Here is a 17,742-nt window from a genome sequence, read left to right as displayed (position 1 = left end):
GGCTCAGACCTTCTCCAGGGCGAAGCCCGCCTGGATCCACTTGCTCGACTCGACGGCCACCGCCAGGGCGCGGTCGCCTTCGACCATCCGGGGCAGCAACTGCTCCAACTGGAAGAAGGGGAGCGCGTTGCCCGTGTTGCCGGTCTCCCGGACGCAGGACACCTCGACGGCCCCGGACAGGCCCAGGTGCGTCACGATCCGGTCGGTCATCCGGCCCGACAGCTGGGGCGGCAGCAGGTAGTCGACCTCGGTGTCCTTCCAGTCGAGCAGGTCCAGGACCTCGCGGACCACCTCGGCGGCGAGCACGGGCACGGACTCCTCGATCGCCTTGTAGTCCTCGGCCACCGGCGGCCGGTCGCGGCCCCGGTCGGCGCGCCCGTACCAGTCGATGACCTGGCCAGGCTCGCGGCCGAGCCCGACGAGACGGTTGTGCACGTGCCGGACGGCCACCGACCGCGGCGACGGCGTCGAGCTCAGGACCAGCGCGCCCGCGCCGTCACCGAACAGTGCGCCGTTGATCTGCTCGGCCGGGGGCAGCGCGGCCGCGTCCATGGTGACGTCCAGGTGCTTGGCGCAGGAGTCGGCGCCGAGGACGAGCGCGGTGCCGTGGCGCCCGGACCGCAGCATCTGCACGGCGACGTCGAGGGCCTGTACGGCGCCCGCGCACCCGGACTGCAACTGGTAGGTTGCCACGCCGTCTATGCCGAGCCGGTCGGCGACGGTGTTCACCGTGGCGGGCATCAGCAGGTCGGGCGACGAGGTGCCCATCACCACCAGGTCGACCTGGCCGGGTTCGGTCTCCGCGGCGGCCAGTGCGCGCCTGGCCGCGCTCTCCCCGAGGTCGGCGAGGGTGAAGCGGACGTCACCGGATGCGAGGTCGACCGCGAAGTGCCGCCGGTGGGTGCCGACGAACGTCTCGACCCACTGCTCCCAGGCCTCGGGCATGCCGAAGCGCCGGGCCAGGGCGGCGTTGTCCACGGCCGGGCCCGGCAAGGCGGTGCCGGCCGACCGTACGTAGGTGTCGGGTGCGTTCATCGTCGGCTCCTCGGTCGGCCCCGCGCGGTCCGGTGCGGGGGCGGGCGGTGCGGCCACCGCACACGGCGGTGCGCACACCCGCGGTGGCTGTCTCGCACGCCGCTCATCGTCGGAGGCGCCGCTAAAGCTGTTCTTTCGCAGGGCGTGGTCCACGGGGTGCGGGGCGCCCCGTCCGACAACAGCGCTAGGGGTGCTTTAGCCCCGGATCCCATGCTGGCTGCCTGCGAGAGCCGGTGACGGCGACCGGCCGCCGGTACGACGAAGAGGGAGCGGGCGAGTGTCTGACAGTGGGACGACCGTGACGGACGGCGTGGCGAATCCGGAGGGACTCGACGAACGGGCCCTGGAGTCGGGCAAGTTGGCCTTTCAGGGGGAGATGCCCGCAACGAGCCTCGTGGCGCCCCGCGATCTCGCGCTCGCCGCCGCGGCGGCGGCCGGGATCTACACGCCGGACAAGGACTCGGCGGACGAGGTGCTCAAGCGGTGCGTCGTCGTCGAGGGCCTGACCGAGGTGATCGAGAAGATGGCCATCCACGACGCGGGCACCGACGGCGCGGCCGCCCTCGCCGAGTACCAGGACGGCTTCTTCGACGCCGAAGGCAACCGCGTCGGCACGGTGACCGGCACCGCGCGCGTCCTGGCGATGGTGCCGCACATGTGGCAGTACCACCAGAGCCGTACGGAGTTCGACGGCGGCACCTTCGAGACCAGCGGCGTCATCGACGCCACCGCGATCCTGCACGGCTACACGCAGGTCTTCCGGGTGGTCGGCAGGACGGGCAGGTTCAGCGGCAAGTCGGGGTTCATGACGCTGACCATCGACGACCCCACGCAGCGTCCGCCGCGCTACCGGACGTCGTTCGCCATGGCCTGAGCGGCCCGAGCGGCACCGTATGGCCCGTACACCCCGATCCTGGGGAGTACGGGCCATGGCGTACGTACGGGGGAAGTCCCCGCAGCCCGCCGACCGCCTGCTACTGGCCCTGACCCTTGTCCTGCTTCTGGTCCTGGTCCTGCTCCTGGTCCGGCCCGGAGCCCTCGGAGCCGAACCACCGGTCGGCGGCCGCCGCGAGACCGGCCGTGTCGGCGGCCGGGCCCGCCCAGGCGACGCGCCCGTCGGGCCGCAGCAGGACGCCCTCGGCGGCGAGCCCATCGACGGGTGCGCCGGTCACGACGTCGATCCGGCCCGGTCGGCCAGAGACCGCGTCCCCGAGCCCGCCCTCCGGGGACAACTGGAGCAGGACGCCGTGCCCGGCGTGCAACAGCAGGGACACGGCGACCGGCCCGTCGCCCGTCTCCACCTCGGTCAGTGGAAGCCGGTGTCCCACCAGGGGGTGCGCGCCTTCCCCCGCGAGTGAGGCGTAGCGGACGTCGAGGCCGCCCACCAGCGCCACGAGGTGCCGGTTGACCTCGTCGAGCCCGGCCAGCTCGGTGAGCAGCGCGCGCAGTGGCTGCGCGCCACCGCCGGGGCGCAGCAGCGCCATCTGGGCGCGCGTGGTGGCACAGGCGCGGGCGCCCACGGGGTGCCGCTCCTCGTGGTACGAGTCGAGCAGGTCGGCACGGGCCTCGTCCCGGAGGGCCGTGGCCAGTTTCCAGCCGAGGTTCACCGCGTCCTCGATGCCGGTGCTGAGCGCCTGCCCGCCCAGCGGGAAGTGCAGGTGCGCCGCGTCCCCGGCGAGGAACACCCGGCCCTCCCGGTACCGCTCGGCCTGCCGGGTGGCGGCGGTCCAGCGCGAGAGCCAGCGCGGTGCGCCGCCGGTGGTGGGCTCCGCGCCCGTCAGGTGCCGTACGTGCGCGCCGAACTCCGCGAACGAGGGCGCGGATCCGGGGGAGTCCGGTGCCGCGTCGAACTCCCCGGTGGTCACGCGCAGTACGGTCGGGGAGACCGGGCCCACGGTGAAGAAGCCCTTCTCGTGCTGGTGCACGCCGAGTTGGTGGAACAGCGGGTCGTCCGCCTCGACGGTCAGGTCGCCGATGAGCCCGTAGAAGGCCTCGTCGGCACCGGGGAACCCGATCCCGGCAAGGCGGCGCACCGCGCTGTCCGCCCCGTCGCAGCCCACCGCGTACGCCGCCCGGACCACCTCGATCCCGCCGTCGTGCAGCACGTCGAGCTCGACGCCGGAGGCGTCCTGGCGCAACCCCACCACCTCGGCGCCGCGCCGCACCCGCGCGCCGGCCTTCGTGGCGTACTCCTCAAGGCGCCGCTCCACCACGTGGTGCGGCACCAGGAAGGTGTACGGGTGGGCACCGGCGAGCGCCTCGGGGTCGAGCCAGATGTGCGCGAAGTGGGCCCGGGGGAACTCCATGCCGTCGCCCTGAAGCAGGTCCATGATGCCGCGCTGGGCGAGGAGTTCGACGACGGCGGAGTTGACGGCCATGCCGGGAGCCTGTTCGCCGGGCTCGGCCCTGCGGTCCAGGACGAGCGCGGGAACGCCCGCGAGGGCGAGCTCGCCGGCGAGCATCAGACCGACGGGGCCCGCGCCTGCGATGACGACGGGGTGGTTCATGAGGCCTCCGGGAGGTGTGCGGCCGCCGGGCTGTCGGCTCCGGCGAATCGGGTGTGCAGGTACTGGGCGAGCGCGCGCGGGCTCGGGTGGTCGTAGACGATCGCCGGAGGCACCTCGATGCCCGCCGTGCGCAGTCGGCCGCTCAGCTCCAGCGCGGCGAACGAGGACAGGCCCAGGCTGACGAAGTCGCTGTCCTCCGTGACGGCCGAGGGGTCGAAGTGGCCGAGCACCGAGGCGATCTGACGTCGAATCAGGTCGAGCAGGAAGCCGGGGCGGTCCTCTTCGGGGATGTCGGCGAGCCTGCGCAGCACCGCGTCGTCCGGGCGGGAGGTGGCCTCCAGGGCCAGCCGCGCCTCCGGGACCCCGCGCAGCAGGCCGCCGGCCCGGCCGCCCGCGAGGTGCGGCACGAGGAGCTCCCAGTCGAAGTCGGCCACCACCTGGGTGTGTTCGCCCAGCTGCGGGGCGCGGCCGAGCAGCGCGGTGACGTCCTCGGGGGCCGCGCCGCCGACACCGGGGACGCCCGCACCGGCCGGGGCGGACCCTTCCCAGGGCGCCACGAGCAGGGAGAGCGCGGGCAGCCCCCGGGCCCTGCGCCGGGCGGTGAGCGCGTCGAGCGCCGCGTGGGCGGGGCCCGCGTTGCCGAAGCCGGGGAGGCCGAACGCGGCGGTCAGCGAGGAGACCGTGACGAACGCGGCCAGGTCCAGGTCACGGGTGAGCCGCTCCAGCTGTCCGGCCACGGCCGCGTCGGCCGAGGCCCGGAGGAGGGCGTCGGGTGCCAGCGGGCGGGGCCGGGCGTCGGTGAGTGGCGCGGCGACGTGGACCACGGCCGTCAGGGGCAGCTCCCTGGGCACCGAGGCCAGCAGATCGGCGGCTGTCGAAGGATCGGCGGGGTCGATGTGGGCGATCGTCAGCTGATCCCCCAACTCGTCCTGAAGTGAGGTCAGTTCGGGATCGGACGGGTGGTCGTGGGGGAGTGCGGCGAGAATCCTGGTGCCCTCGTGGCCCGCGATCCACCGGGCCGCTTCGGCGCCGTGGCCGGACAGCGACCCGCTGACGAGGACCGTGCCGGTCGGCCGCCACGCCTCCCCGTCGCCCCGCACGCCCCGTCCGCCCCGCCCGCCGGGTGCGAGCCGCCGTGCCCGGATGCCCGAAGAGCGCACCGCCACCTGGTCGTCCACCGTGCCGTCCGCCAGGAGCCTGGCCAACATGGCTGCCGTACGCTCCAGTTCGCCCGACGGGTCGATGTCCGTCGGCCCGGCCGATTCCGCAGGCCCGTCGTCGGCGGGGAGGTCCACGAGGACGAAGCGGCGCTGCGGGCGCTCGGCGGCCAGGGCCTGGCCGAGCCCCCACAGCGACGCCTGCGCGGGATCGGGCGCCGGATCGCGCTCGGCCGCGACCATCGCGCCCCGCGTGCCGATCCACAGCGGCACCGTGAGCCCGAGCTCGTCCAGGGCGTCCGCCAGGGCCAGCGTCGCGGACGACACCTGGCCGATCGACCTGCCGCCGGAAGCCGGGACGAGGTGGGAGGCCGGACCGTCACAGGAAGCCGGACCGTCACTGGAAGCCGGGTGGTCGCCGTCCGCCGGGCCGCCGCCGCATGCCTGGCTGTCCGCTTCCTCCGCTCCCCCCGCTCCCTCCATTCCCTCCTCGGCCAGGGCCAGCAACGACAGCACGCCGTCCGCGTCCGGCGCCTGCGCGAGCGCCGTGCGCAGCGCCCGCGCCAGACCCTCGGCGGAGGCGGTCGCGACATCGACGGCCACGGGCACCACCTGCCCCAACGGGCCGTCCAGCGCGCGCAGCAACCGGGCAGGCGACGCGCCGTCCGGCACCGCCACCAGCCACGTGCCCGCCCGAGCGGGACCCGAGGGGTCGGCCACCGGCTCCCACCCGATCCTGAGGTGGCGCCGCTGCTGGCGCCGCCACCCGGCGAGCGCGGGCAACAGGGCCTTCAGCGCTGCCAGGCCGTCGTCGCCGACCCGCAGGTCCGCGGCGAGCCGGTCCAGGTCCTGCTCCTCCACCGCCGTCCAGAACCGGGCCTCGGGCGCGGTCCCCGCACCGGCTCCCGCACCGCCGGGCGCCGCGTCGATCCAGTAGCGCCGGTGCTGGAAGGCGTAGGTGGGCAGGGCGACCGTCCCCTCGCCGTACTCCGCGAAGAACGTGCCCCAGTCCACGTCCGCCCCGTGCGCGTGGGCGTGCCCCAGCGCCGTCAGCAGCGTCTGGGGCTCCGGGCGGCGCGCGTTGAGCACCGGCACAGGCACCGGCTCGCCCGCGGTCAGGCAGCCCGCGGCCATGGGCGCGAGAACCGCGTCCGGCCCCAACTCCAGGCAGACCCGCACCCCTTGGGCGTACATCGTGGCCACGCCGTCGGCGAACCGCACCGCCTGCCGGGCGTGCGCCACCCAGTAGCCGGGGTCGCACAACTGCTCGGCGGTGGCGAGCGCCCCCGTCACGTTCGACACGACGGGAACGACCGGCGGGTGGTACGTGAGGGACCGGGCCACCCGCTCGAAGTCGCGCAGCGCCGGATCCATGTGCGGCGAGTGGAACGCGTGCGAGACCCGCAGCCTGCTCGTCCTGCGCCCTTGCGCGGCGAAGCCCTCGGCGACCGAAAGGACGGCGTCCTCGTCACCGGAGACGACCACGGCGCGCGGCCCGTTCACGGCGGCGACGGCCACCCGCGCGCCCTGCCCGTCGAGCGCCGCCACCACCTCGCCCTCGGTGGCCTCGACCGCGACCATGGCCCCGCCCCGCGGCAGTTCCTGCATCAGCCGCCCGCGCGCCGCGACCAGCGCGCACGCGTCGGCCGGCGAAAGGACCCCCGCCGCGTGCGCCGCAGCGAGTTCGCCGACCGAATGGCCCATCAGCACGTCCGGCCGCAGACCGTAATGACCGAGGAGCCGGAACAGCGCCACCTCCACGGCGAACAGCGCGGTCTGCGTGTGCGCCGTCTGGTCCAGCAGCCCGGCCTCGGCACTGCCCCGCTCCGCCCACATCACCTGCTTCGGCGACCGCCCGAGCAGCGGTTCGAAGTGTCGGCACACCTCGTCGAGCGCTTCGGCGAACACCGGGAACGCCCGGTGCAGTCGACGCCCCATGCCGAGGCGCTGGGAGCCCTGCCCGGAGAACAGGAAACCGAGCCCCCCGGCTGCGGCCACGCCCTCCACGAGGTTCCCCGCGGGCTCGCCGTCGGCGAGGAACCCGAGGCGCCGTACGAAGTCGTCGCCCTCCTCCGCGATCACGACCGCGCGGTGGGCGAGCGCGGCCCGCGTCGTCGCCAGGGAACGGCCGACCTCCGCGACGTCGAGGCCCGGCGAGCGGGCGACGTGGGCGCGCAGCCGGTCGGCCTGCGCCCGCAGCGCGGCCGGGCTCTTCGCGGAGAGCACCCAGGGGACGGGGCCGCCGGACCGCGTGGGCGCGGGAGCCTCCCGCGCCGCCTCCACCGGGGGAGCGTCCTCCAGGATCACGTGCGCGTTGGTGCCGCTGATCCCGAACGAGGACACCCCGGCCCTGCGGGGGCCGGCCGACCGCGGCCAGGCGACCGGCTCGGTGAGCAGCCGCACCCCGCCCGACGCCCAGTCCACGTGCGGCGACGGCGCGTCCACGTGCAGCGTCCTCGGCAGCTCGTCGTGGCGCATCGCCTCGACCATCTTGATGATCCCGGCGACGCCCGCCGCGGCCTGCGCGTGCCCGATGTTGGACTTCACCGAACCCAGCCACAGCGGCCGGTCGGCGGGCCGGTTCCTGCCGTACGCCGCGAGGAGCGCCTGCGCCTCGATGGGGTCGCCGAGGGTCGTGCCGGTGCCGTGCCCCTCCACCACGTCCACGTCGGCCGCCGTCAGGCCCGCCCCGGCGAGCGCCTGCTCGATGAGCCGCCGCTGCGCGGGACCGTTCGGCGCGGTCAGGCCGTTGCTCGCGCCGTCCTGGTTGACGGCGCTGCCCCGTACCACCGCGAGGACGGTGTGCCCCTTGGCGCGGGCGTCCGAAAGGCGTTCGAGGACCAGCACGCCCACGCCCTCCGACCAGCCCGCACCGTCCGCGCCCGCGGCGAACGACTTGCACCGCCCGTCCGGGGCCATGCCGCGCTGCCTGCTGAACTCCACGAACAGCATCGGCGTCGCCATCACGGTCACTCCGCCGGCCAGGGCCAGCGAGCACTCCCCGCGCTCCAGCGCCCGGCACGCCAGGTGCAACGACACCAGCGACGACGAGCACGCCGTGTCCACCGAAACCGCGGGCCCCTCGAAGCCGAAGGTGTACGCCACCCGGCCCGACGCGACGCTGCCCGCGCTGCCGTTGCCGACCAGGCCCTCGTACTCCTGGGCGTCGCTGCCCATCAGCCGCGCGCCGTAGTCGCTGTACATCACGCCCGTGAACACGCCCGTACCGCTGCCGCGCAGCCCGCCGGGATCGATGCCCGCCCCCTCCAGCGCCTCCCAGGAGGCCTCCAGGAGCAGCCGCTGCTGCGGATCGACCGCCATCGCCTCGCGCGGACTGATCCCGAAGAACTCGGCGTCGAACTCGGCCGCGTCGTACAGGAACCCGCCCTCGCGCGCATAGGAGGTGCCCGGGTGCGCCGGATCGGGGTGGTACAGCTCCGTGGTGTGCCAGCCCCGGTCCGAGGGGAACGACGACACCGCGTCGACCCCGTCGCGCACCAGCCGCCACAGATCGGCGGGGCCGCGCACGCCGCCGGGATAGCGGCAGCCCATGCCCACGATCGCGATGGGCTCCCGCACGCCCGACTCCAGCTCCGCCAGACGCTGCCGCGTCCGGTGGAGGTCGGCGGTGACCCACTTCAGATAGTCGACCAGTTTCTGTTGGTCCGTCATTCCTGCACCAGCCCTCACTCGTTCATCAGCCCTTGTGCGATGCGTGGGATCCCGGTCTGCCGCCGCGCCCCCGCTCAGGTCCGCCGCAGCTCCCGGTCGATGAAGTCCAGGACCTCCTGCGCGGACGCCTCCTCGAACCGCTCGGTGACCTCCTCGGCGTCGGGGCCCCCGCCGTACTTCGCGGTCAGGACGCGCAGCCGCCGGCCGATCGCCCCTTCGTCGTCCTGCGCCGCGCGGGCCGCGAGCGCCGCCTCCAGCCGGTCGAGTTCCTCCAGGACCCGCTGGAGCGAGCCCTCGGGCGCGGGCGCGAGCAGCTCCAGGACGTGGGCGGCGAGCGCGTCGCCCGTCGGATGGTCGAAGACGACCGTGGCCGGCACCCGCGCCCCGACGACCTGACCGAGCCGGTTGCGCAGCTCGACGGCGGTCAGCGAGTCGAAGCCGAGCTCCTGGAACGCCCGGCCGGTGTCGACCTGCGCGGGCGAGGCGTGCCCGAGCACCGCCGCGATGTGACCGCGCACGACCTCCAGGACCAGCCGGTGCCGCTCCTGCTCGTCCAGGCCCACCAGGCGCTCCGCGAGCGAGGGCCCCGAGGTGTCGACGCGGCGCGCGGGCGGCCGCACGAGTCCGCGCAGCACGGGCGGCAGCAGCCCGGCCGCCGCCCGTTCCCGCAGCCCCTGCCGGTCCAGGCGGGCCGCCAGCAGCACCGGATCCCGGCCGCTCGCGGCCACCGCCGCGTCGAACAGGGCGAGCGCCTCGTCGGTCGCGAGCGGCGCGAGCCCGCCCCGGCCCATCCGGCCGACGTCCGCCTCGTCCAGGTGCCCGGTCATGCCGCTGGACTGCGCCCACAGCCCCCAGCCGATGCCCGCCGCGGGCAGGCCGAGCGCGTGCCGGTGTTCGGCGAGTGCGTCCAGGAAGGCGTTGGCCGCCGCGTAGTTGCCCTGACCGGGGCTGCCCAAGGTGCTGGTGGTCGAGGAGAACAGCACGAACGCGGCCAGCTGGTGCCCGCGGGTCAGCTCGTGCAGGTTCCACGCCGCGTCCGCCTTCGGGCGCAGCACCGAATGCAGCAGCTCCGGCGTGAGCGAGGCGATCGTCGCGTCACCGATGACGCCGGCCGCGTGCACGACGCCGGTCAGCGGATGCCGCGCGGGAACCGCGTCCAGGACGGCGGCGAGCCGCTCCCGGTCCGCCGCGTCACAGGCGACGACCGTCACCTCGGCGCCCGCCCCGGCCAGCTCCTCGCACAGTTGCCCGACGCCCTCGGCTTCCGGGCCGCGCCTGCTGGTCAACAGCAGGTGCCGCACGCCGTGTTCGGCGACCAGGTGCCGGGCCACGACGGCACCGAGCGTGCCCGTGCCGCCCGTGATCAGGACCGTGCCCGCACCGTCGAACACCGGACCCGCGAGAGCCCCGTCCGACTGGGCCGCCCGGCCCACCGAAGGCACCAGGAACTCGCCCCGGCGCAGCGCGCCTTGGGGCTCGCCCGCCGCGACGGCCCGGCCCAGCGCCTCCTGCGACGCCTCGTACCCGTCGACGTCGAGGAGGACGAACTGCCCCGGATGCTCCGCCTGGAGGCTCCGCCCGAACCCCCACACGGCGGCCGCGGACAGCGCCCCGGCGTCATCGCCGTCCGGCGCCGCGAGCCCGCCGTGCGTGAGCAGCACCAGACGGCTGTCGGCGAGGCGCTCGTCGGCCAGCCAGTCCTGCACCAGCCGCAGGTAGTACTCGGCAGCCGAGTGCGCCGCCTCCGCCGGGCCGACCGTCCCGTCGGGCCAGGACGGCGCCACCACCAGCGGCGGCACCGCGCCGCCCGCGTCGAGGAAACTGCGCAGCGCGGCCATGTCCTCGTGGACGACCGCCGCGTACTGGCAGCTCCTCGCCACCCCCGTGCCGTCGTCGAGCGCCACCCACCCGGCGGCCTCGTCGACGCCCAACGGCCGCGGCAGCCACTCGGTGCGGAACAGCGCACCACCGGGCGCCGCCGTGCGCAGCGCGGCCAGCTGGTCCCCGGTCACCGGACGCAGCCCGAGCGCCTCGACCGAGGCGACGGGCTCACCCGTCTCGTCGGCGACCTCCACCGACACGGCGCCCTCCGGCCCCGCGGGGGCGAGCCGCACCCGCAGCGCCCGCGCCGCCACCGCCCGCAGCGACAGGCCCGACCAGGAGAACGGCAGCCGGATCTCCGCCTCCCGGCCGTCGCCGGCCCCGAGCAGCATCGCGTGCAGCGCGCTGTCGAGCAGCGCGGGATGCACCGCGAACCCGTCGACGTCCGCGTCGGCGGCCAGATCCACCTCGGCGAACACCTCGGAACCGCCGCGCCAGGCTGCCCGCAGCCCCTGGAACGCGGGCCCGTAGTCGAGGCCGACGGCCGCGAACCGCTCGTACACGTCACCGACCGGCACCGGATCCGCACCGGCCGGCGGCCAGTCGCGCAGCGGCGCGGGCGCCGCGAAGGACGCGCCCGGCGCCGCCAGGACGCCCGTGGCGTGCCGGGTCCACTCGGCGTGCCGCTCGGCGGACTCCGCGGAGGCTGCGGACTCGGCGCGCGAGTGCACCGAAAGGGGCCGCCGCCCCGACTCGTCCGGCGCCCCGACCACGACCTGCAGCCGCACCCCGTCCCGCTCGCCGACGACCAGCGGCGCCAGCAGCGTCAGGTCCTCCACCCGGTCGCAGCCCACCTGCCGCGCGGCGTGCAGCGCCAGGTCGGCGAAGGCCGTACCGGGCAGCAGCACCGTGCCGAGCACCGCGTGGTCCGCGAGCCACGGATGCGTCCGCAGCGACACCCGCCCCGTCAGCACCCAGCCGTCGTCACCCGCCAGCTCGACGGCGGCGCCGAGCAGCGCGTGCCCGCCGTCGGCGAGACCCACGCCCCCCATGTCACCGGTGGCGGCAGCGGGCTCCAGCCAGTACCTCTCCCGCTGGAAGGCGTACGACGGGAGAGGCACCCGGCGCCCGGACGCCGCGGGCAGCACCTTCGGCCACTCCACCGGCGCGCCGTGCACGTACGCGGCGGCCAGCGCACCACGGAACTCGCGCGGCCCGTCCTCGTCGCGGCGCAGGCTCCCGGTCACCGTCGCCGTCACGTCCGCCGCGTCGGCACCCTGCTGCACCCCCACCGTCAGGATCGGGTGCGGACTCGCCTCCACGAAGAGCCGGTGACCGTCCGCGAGCAACGCCTGGACGGCGTCCCCGAACCGGACCGTGTGCCGCAGGTTGCGGTACCAGTACGCCGCGTCGAGCGCACCGGTGTCCAGCAGGCCACCGGTGACCGTCGAGTAGAACGGCACCGCCGACGGCCGGGGCACCACCGGGGCGAGGAGGTCGAGCAACTCCTCGCGCAACGCCTCCACGTGGGGAGAGTGCGACGCGTAGTCCACCGGGATGGTGCGGGCCCGCACCCCCTGCTCGCGATACCCCTCGACCAGCGCGTGCACGGCCACCGGATCCCCGGCGATCACCGTCGCCGCGGGCCCGTTGACCGTCGCCACACCAGCCCGCCCGGCCCACCGCTCCAACTCCCGCTCCACCTGCTCGGCCGGCAGCGGTACGGCGGCCATCGCCCCCGTGCCCGCGAGGGCGACCAGCGCCCTGCTGCGCAACGTCACCACGCGCGCCGCGTCGTCGAGCGACAGCGCGCCCGCGACGTGCGCCGCGGCGATCTCGCCCTGCGAGTGCCCGATCACCGCGTCCGGCTCGATCCCGACGGACCGCCACAGCTCCGCCAGCGACACCATCACCGCGAACAGCACCGGCTGGACGACGTCCACGCGCTCCAGGTCGGGCGCGCCCGGCGCCTGCCGCAGCACCTCGACGACGTCCCAGTCCGCATAGCGGCCCACCGCGTCGGCGCACTCCCGCAACCGCCGCGCGAACACCTCCGAATCGGCCATGAGGTCCAGGGCCATCCCCGCCCACTGCGACCCCTGCCCGGGGAACACGAACACCGTCCGGCCCGGCGTGGGCCCGGCGACGCCCTGGACCAGGCCCGGGTGCGCCTCACCGGCGGCGAGGGCCGCGAGACCCTCCAGGAGCTCCGCACGGTCCGCGCCCACCACCACGGCCCGGTGGGCGAACCCCGACCGGGTCGTGGCCAGCGCGTGCGCGACCTCGGCGGGCGCGAGTCCGGGCGACGACACCAGGTGGCCGCGCAGCCGCTCCGCCTGTCCGCGCAGCGCCTGCTCCCCGACACCCGAAACCGACAGAGCCACCGCGCTGCCGCCCTGTACGTCCCGCACATCTCGTACGTCCGGCGCATCTCGTACGGACTCCGCCGCCGCGCCCACGGCGTCCGGCGCCTGCTCCAGGATCACGTGCGCGTTGGTGCCGCTGATCCCGAACGAGGACACGGCGGCCCGCCGCGGCCGGCCCGTCTCGGGCCAGGGCCTGCCCTCCCCGAGCAGCTCGACGTCCCCGGAGTCCCAGTCGACGTGCGGGGTCGGCGCGTCGACGTTCAGGGTCTGCGGCAGCACTCCGTGCCGCATCGCCTCGACGACCTTGATGATGCCCGCGACGCCTGCCGCCGCCTGGGTGTGCCCGATGTTCGACTTGATCGACCCCAGCCACAACGGGCGCTCCGCGTCACGGTGTTGGCCGTACGTGGCGAGCAGTGCCTGCGCCTCGATCGGATCGCCGAGCGTCGTACCGGTGCCGTGCGCCTCCACCGCGTCGACCTCGGCGGGCGTCAGCCGGGCGTCGTCGAGGGCCGCCCGGATCACCCGCTGCTGCGAGGGCCCGTTCGGTGCGGTCAGCCCGTTGCTCGCCCCGTCCTGGTTGACGGCGGAGCCGCGTACGACACCCAGGACGTGGTGACCGTTGCGCAGCGCGTCCGACAACCGCTCCACCAGCAGCAGCCCCACCCCCTCGCCCCAGCCCGTGCCGTCCGCGCACGCCGCGAACGGCTTGCACAGACCGTCCGGCGCCAGCCCGCGCTGACGGCTGAACTCGATGAAGATGCCCGGCGAAGCCATCACCGCGACGCCCCCGGCGAGCGCGAGGTCGCACTCGCCCGCACGCAGTGCGCGCGTCGCCAGGTGCAGCGCCACCAGGGAGGACGAGCACGCCGTGTCCACGGTGATCGCCGGACCCTCGAACCCCATCGTGTACGCCACCCGGCCCGAGGCCACACTGGTCGTCGTGCCCGTCAGGAGATACCCGTCGAGACCGCCCGACGACTGCTCCGCGCCGACCGCGTAGTGCTGCGACGCCATCCCCACGAACACCCCGGTCCTGCTGCCCCGCAGCCCGCCGGGGGCGAGCCCGGCGTGCTCCAGCGTCTCCCACGCCGTCTCCAGGAGGATCCGCTGCTGCGGATCAGTGGCCAGCGCCTCGCGCGGGCTCATCCCGAAGAACTCCGCGTCGAACAGGTCCGCGTCCTCCAGGAAACCGCCCTTGTCGACGTACGTCGTGCCGGACCGCTCGGGATCCGGGTCGACGAGCCGTTCCAGGTCCCAGCCCCGGTCCGTGGGCAGCCCCGAAATGCCGGTCCGCGCCTCGGCGACCAGCCGCCACAGGTCATCGGCGGAACGGACACCGCCGGGATACCGGCACGCCATCCCGATTATCGCGATCGGCTCGTCCGCCGCACCGGCAGCCGCATCCGTATCCGCACCCGTGCCCGGCCCCCGCCGCACCGCCGCCTCAAGGGCGGGCGCCACCACGGCCACCTCCCGCAGCAGATGGGACGCCAGCGCGGACGTCGTCGGATGGTCGAAGACCAGCGTGGCGGGCAGCCGGAGCCCCGTCGCCACATTGAGCCGGTTCCGCAGCTCCACGGCCGTCAGCGAATCGAAACCCAGGCTCTGGAAGGGGAGTTCGGGATTCAGCGACCCCGGATCGTCGTGCCCCAGCACGACCGCGACATGGCCGCGTACGAGATCGAGCAGCACCCGCCGCTGCTCCGCCTCGTCCCGCCCGGCGAGCTTCCCCCGTAGCTCCGAAGTGCCCCCCGGCGCGCCACCGGCCCGCGCCCGCTTCGGCGCGGCCCGCGACAACCCGCGCGCCATCGGCGGCAGCGCCTGCGCGTCGGCCATCGCACGCAGGGCCCGCATGTCGATCCGGGCCGGCACCACCAGCGCCTCGACCCCGGTGCGCCCGGCGTCGAAGAGCGCACAGGCCTCCGCGCTCTCCAACGGAATCATGCCGCTGCGGCTGATGCGGTTGCGGTTGGTGGTGTCGAGGGTGGCGGTGATGGTGCTGGTGTCGGCCCAGGGTCCCCAGGCGAGGCTGGTGGCGGGGAGTCCTTGGGTGTGGCGGTGGTGGGCGAGTGTGTCGAGGAAGGTGTTGGCTGCGGCGTAGTTGGCTTGTCCGGGGTTGCCGAGGATGCCTGCGGCGGAGGAGAAGAGGACGAATGCGGCGAGGTCCTGGTCCTGGGTGAGGCGGTGGAGGTGCCAGGCCGCGTCGACTTTGGGCCGTAGGACGGTGTCGAGCTGTTCCGCCGTGAGGTTGGTGAGGGTGGCGTCTGCCGTGACGCCGGCGGTGTGGATGACGGCGGTGAGGGGATGGCCGACCGGGACGGTGGCGAGCATGCCCGCGAGCTGCTCCGGATCACTGGTGTCGCACGTGGTGATCGTGACGTGCGCACCGGCCTTCGTGAGCTCGTCGTACAGCGCGGCCGCACCCTCGGCGTTCGGTCCGCGCCTGCTGGCCAGCAAGAGGCGCCGTACGCCGTGCTCGGAGACCAGGTGACGGGCGACGGTCGCGCCCAGCGTGCCCGTACCGCCGGTGATCAACACCGTGCCGTCCGGATCGAGTTGATGAGGAACGCTCAGCACCAGCTTCCCGACGTGCCGGGCCTGGCCCATCAGCCGGAACGCCTGCGGAGCCTGCCGCACGTCGAACGCCGTCACGGGAAGCGGCCGCAACACCCCCTCGTCGAAGAGCTCCCCGAGGGCGGCCAGCATCTCGGCGATGCGCTCCGGCCCGGCCTCGATCATGTCGAACGCCCGGTAGAGCACACCCGGGTGGAGCGCCGCCACCTCGTCGGCGTCCCGCACGTCGGTCTTGCCCATCTCGACGAACCGCCCGCCGCGCGGCAGCAGCCGCAGCGACGCGTCGACGAATTCGTGCGCCAGTGAGTCGAGCACGACGTCCATGCCCGCGCCACCGGTCGCGTCGAGGAAGGACCGCTCGAAGTCGAGCGTGCGGGAGTTGGCGAGATGCGCCTCGTCATACCCCTGCTCGCGCAGCACGGGCCACTTCGGGGCGCTGGCCGTGCCGAACACCTCGGCGCCCCAATGCCGGGCGAGCTGGGTGGCCGCCATGCCGACACCACCGGTGGCCGCGTGGATCAACAGCCTCTGCCCGGCGCGGAGTTCAGCAAGATCCGCGAGCGCGTAGTACGCCGTCAGATAGACGATGGGAGCGGAGGCGGCCTGAGCGAACGACCACCCCTTGGGCACCGGCGCGAGGAGCCGGTGGTCGGCGACGGCCAAGGGTCCCATCGCCCCCTGCATCAGCCCCATCACCCGGTCGCCCGGCTCAAGCCCCGTGACACCGGAACCCACCTCGACGACCACCCCGGCGCCCTCACTGCCGATGGCGACCGGCCCCGGATACATGCCCAGAGTCATCAGTACGTCCCGGAAGTTGACCCCGGCCGCACGCACCGAGACCCGCACCTGCCCCGCCGCCAACGGCTGCCCGGCCTCCGGGGACGACACCAGGGCCATGTTCTCGAACGTGCCCGCCTCGGTGACGTCGAGCCGCCACGGCTCGGCGCCCTCCGGCTCCGGCACGAGAACGGCCTTGTCGTCGACGACGCCGAGACGCGGAACGTGGAAGCCCGACTCGCGCAGCGCCAACTGCGGCTCACCGGTGGCCAACGCGAGCGGAAGCAGCGCTCCGACCTCCCCGACTTCGCCGACCGCCCCGGTCTCCCCGGCCTCCACCGCACCGCCGATGTCCACCAGGACGAAGCGGCCGGGCTGCTCCGACTGCGCCACGCGCAGGAACCCCCAGGCGGCCGAGGCCGCCAGGTCCCTCGTCCGCTCACCGGCGTGCACGGCAACCGCACCGTCGGTCACGGCGATCAGCCGGGACGAGCCCGTGCGCTCGTCGGCCAGCCAGTCGGCGACGAGGCGACGCAGCTCCTCGGCCAGGACGTGGGCACGGGCGTACGGGGCGCCGTCACTGTCACTGTCACCGTCACGGCCCCTGGCCCGGTTCCCGTCCCCGTCCCCGTCCCCGTCCCCGCTCAGGCAGACGACGACCGTATCGGGTATCGCCCCGCCTTCCCCGACGTCGTGCAGCAGCGCCGACAAGTCGGGCAGCGAACGCAGGGCGATCCCGCCGGACTCCAATCCGCGGGCGAGCGCCGGGAAGACCTCGCCGACAGCCGCCCAGGTCGGTCCGTCCTGACCCTGCGACTCCCTGCTGTCCTCTCCGAGCGCGAGCGGCGTCCACTCGACCCGGTACGCAGGGTTGGCACGTCCCGAACTGCCGAGCGCGGCCATCCGCCGGGCGTCGAGGGTCCGTACGGTCAACGCGTCCACGGTGATCACGGGCGCACCGGTCGCATCGGCCACGCACACCGTGACGGTGTCGGGCCCCTTCGGAGAGAGCCGCACGCGTACGGCGCCGGCGTCGACCGCGTGCAGAGTGATCCCGGCCCAGGAGAACGGGAGACGGGGAGCGCCGCCGTCGTCTGTTGCGCTGAGCGCGGTGGCGTGGAGTGCGGCGTCGAGGAGCGCGGGGTGGATGCCGTAACCGGTGGTGTCGGTGCCCTCGGGGAGCTGGACCTCCGCATAGAGGTCGTCGCCGTGCCGCCAGGCGGCCTTGAGACCTTGGAACGCGGGCCCGTAGGGCAGCCCGAGGTCGGCGAACCGGGGGTAGACCTCATCCACGGACACCGGTGTGGACGCGGCCGGAGGCCACGCGCCGCGCAGCGGCTCCATCGACTCGGAGGCCGTGGGCGGCGTGCTGGTCAGTACACCGGTGGCGTGCAGGGTCCACTCGCCCCCGTGCTCGGCGTCGGACACCTGGGAGTGCAGGGCAAGCCGCCGAAACTCGGGCCCGTCAGCCCCGGTGTCCAAGCCCGGCTCCACCTCGACCGTGATGCGGAGTCGTACCGCTGTTTGTTCGGTGAGGGCGAGGGGGGTGTGGAGGGTGAGTTCTTCGATGTGGTTGTGGCCGGTGTGGTGTGCGGCGTGGAGGGCGAGGTCGAGGAGTGCGGTGCCGGCTACGACGGTGGTTCCGAGGACCGTGTGGTCGGCGAGCCAGGGGTGGTCGCTGAGGGTGAGGCGGCCGGTGAACAGATAGGTGTTGTGCGGGAGTTCGGCTATGGCTGCGAGGAGGGGGTGGGTGGTGGGTGTTTGGCCGATGTCGGTGGCGTTGGTGATGGTGGGGGTGTGGTGGAGCCAGTAGGGGTGGTGTTGGAA

5 protein-coding genes are annotated in these 17,742 nt (G+C 74.6%); 1 reads left to right on the top strand and 4 read right to left on the bottom strand.

What is annotated here, in order from left to right; genetic code table 11:
- Positions 1-3: 3 nt before the first annotated feature.
- Positions 4-1,035 carry a 3-oxoacyl-ACP synthase III family protein gene (locus ACIBNE_RS30390; RefSeq protein ID WP_399277205.1) on the bottom strand — a complete coding sequence of 344 codons (1,032 nt, stop codon included), beginning with the start codon at positions 1,033-1,035 and terminating at the stop codon, positions 4-6.
- A gap of 277 nt (positions 1,036-1,312) precedes the next feature.
- Between ACIBNE_RS30390 and ACIBNE_RS30385 the strand changes: the two genes are divergently transcribed.
- The gene (locus ACIBNE_RS30385; protein WP_399277203.1) at positions 1,313-1,909 is read left to right on the top strand and encodes a hypothetical protein; all 597 of its coding nucleotides are present in this window, start codon (positions 1,313-1,315) and stop codon (positions 1,907-1,909) included.
- 100 nt (positions 1,910-2,009) lie between these two features.
- On the opposite strand, the gene ACIBNE_RS30380 is transcribed toward ACIBNE_RS30385, so the two are convergent.
- From ACIBNE_RS30380 to ACIBNE_RS30370, 3 genes are all read right to left on the bottom strand, one after another.
- Positions 2,010-3,542 carry an FAD-dependent monooxygenase gene (locus ACIBNE_RS30380; RefSeq protein ID WP_399277201.1) on the bottom strand — a complete coding sequence of 511 codons (1,533 nt, stop codon included), beginning with the start codon at positions 3,540-3,542 and terminating at the stop codon, positions 2,010-2,012.
- On the bottom strand, positions 3,539-8,371 hold the full coding sequence (locus tag ACIBNE_RS30375) for a type I polyketide synthase (RefSeq protein WP_399277199.1): 4,833 nt from the start codon (positions 8,369-8,371) through the stop codon (positions 3,539-3,541). The genes ACIBNE_RS30380 and ACIBNE_RS30375 overlap by 4 nt, the downstream gene beginning before the upstream one ends.
- A 74-nt stretch (positions 8,372-8,445) precedes the next feature.
- Positions 8,446-17,742 (bottom strand): SDR family NAD(P)-dependent oxidoreductase (locus ACIBNE_RS30370; RefSeq protein WP_399277197.1); only part of this gene is annotated, 9,297 nt, incomplete at its 5' end.

It is taken from the genome of Streptomyces sp. NPDC050504, from assembly GCF_044458065.1.
Lineage (GTDB): Bacteria > Actinomycetota > Actinomycetes > Streptomycetales > Streptomycetaceae > Streptomyces.
The sequence above is the reverse complement of the archived record's forward strand: the minus strand, read 5'-3'. Positions and strand labels throughout refer to the sequence as shown.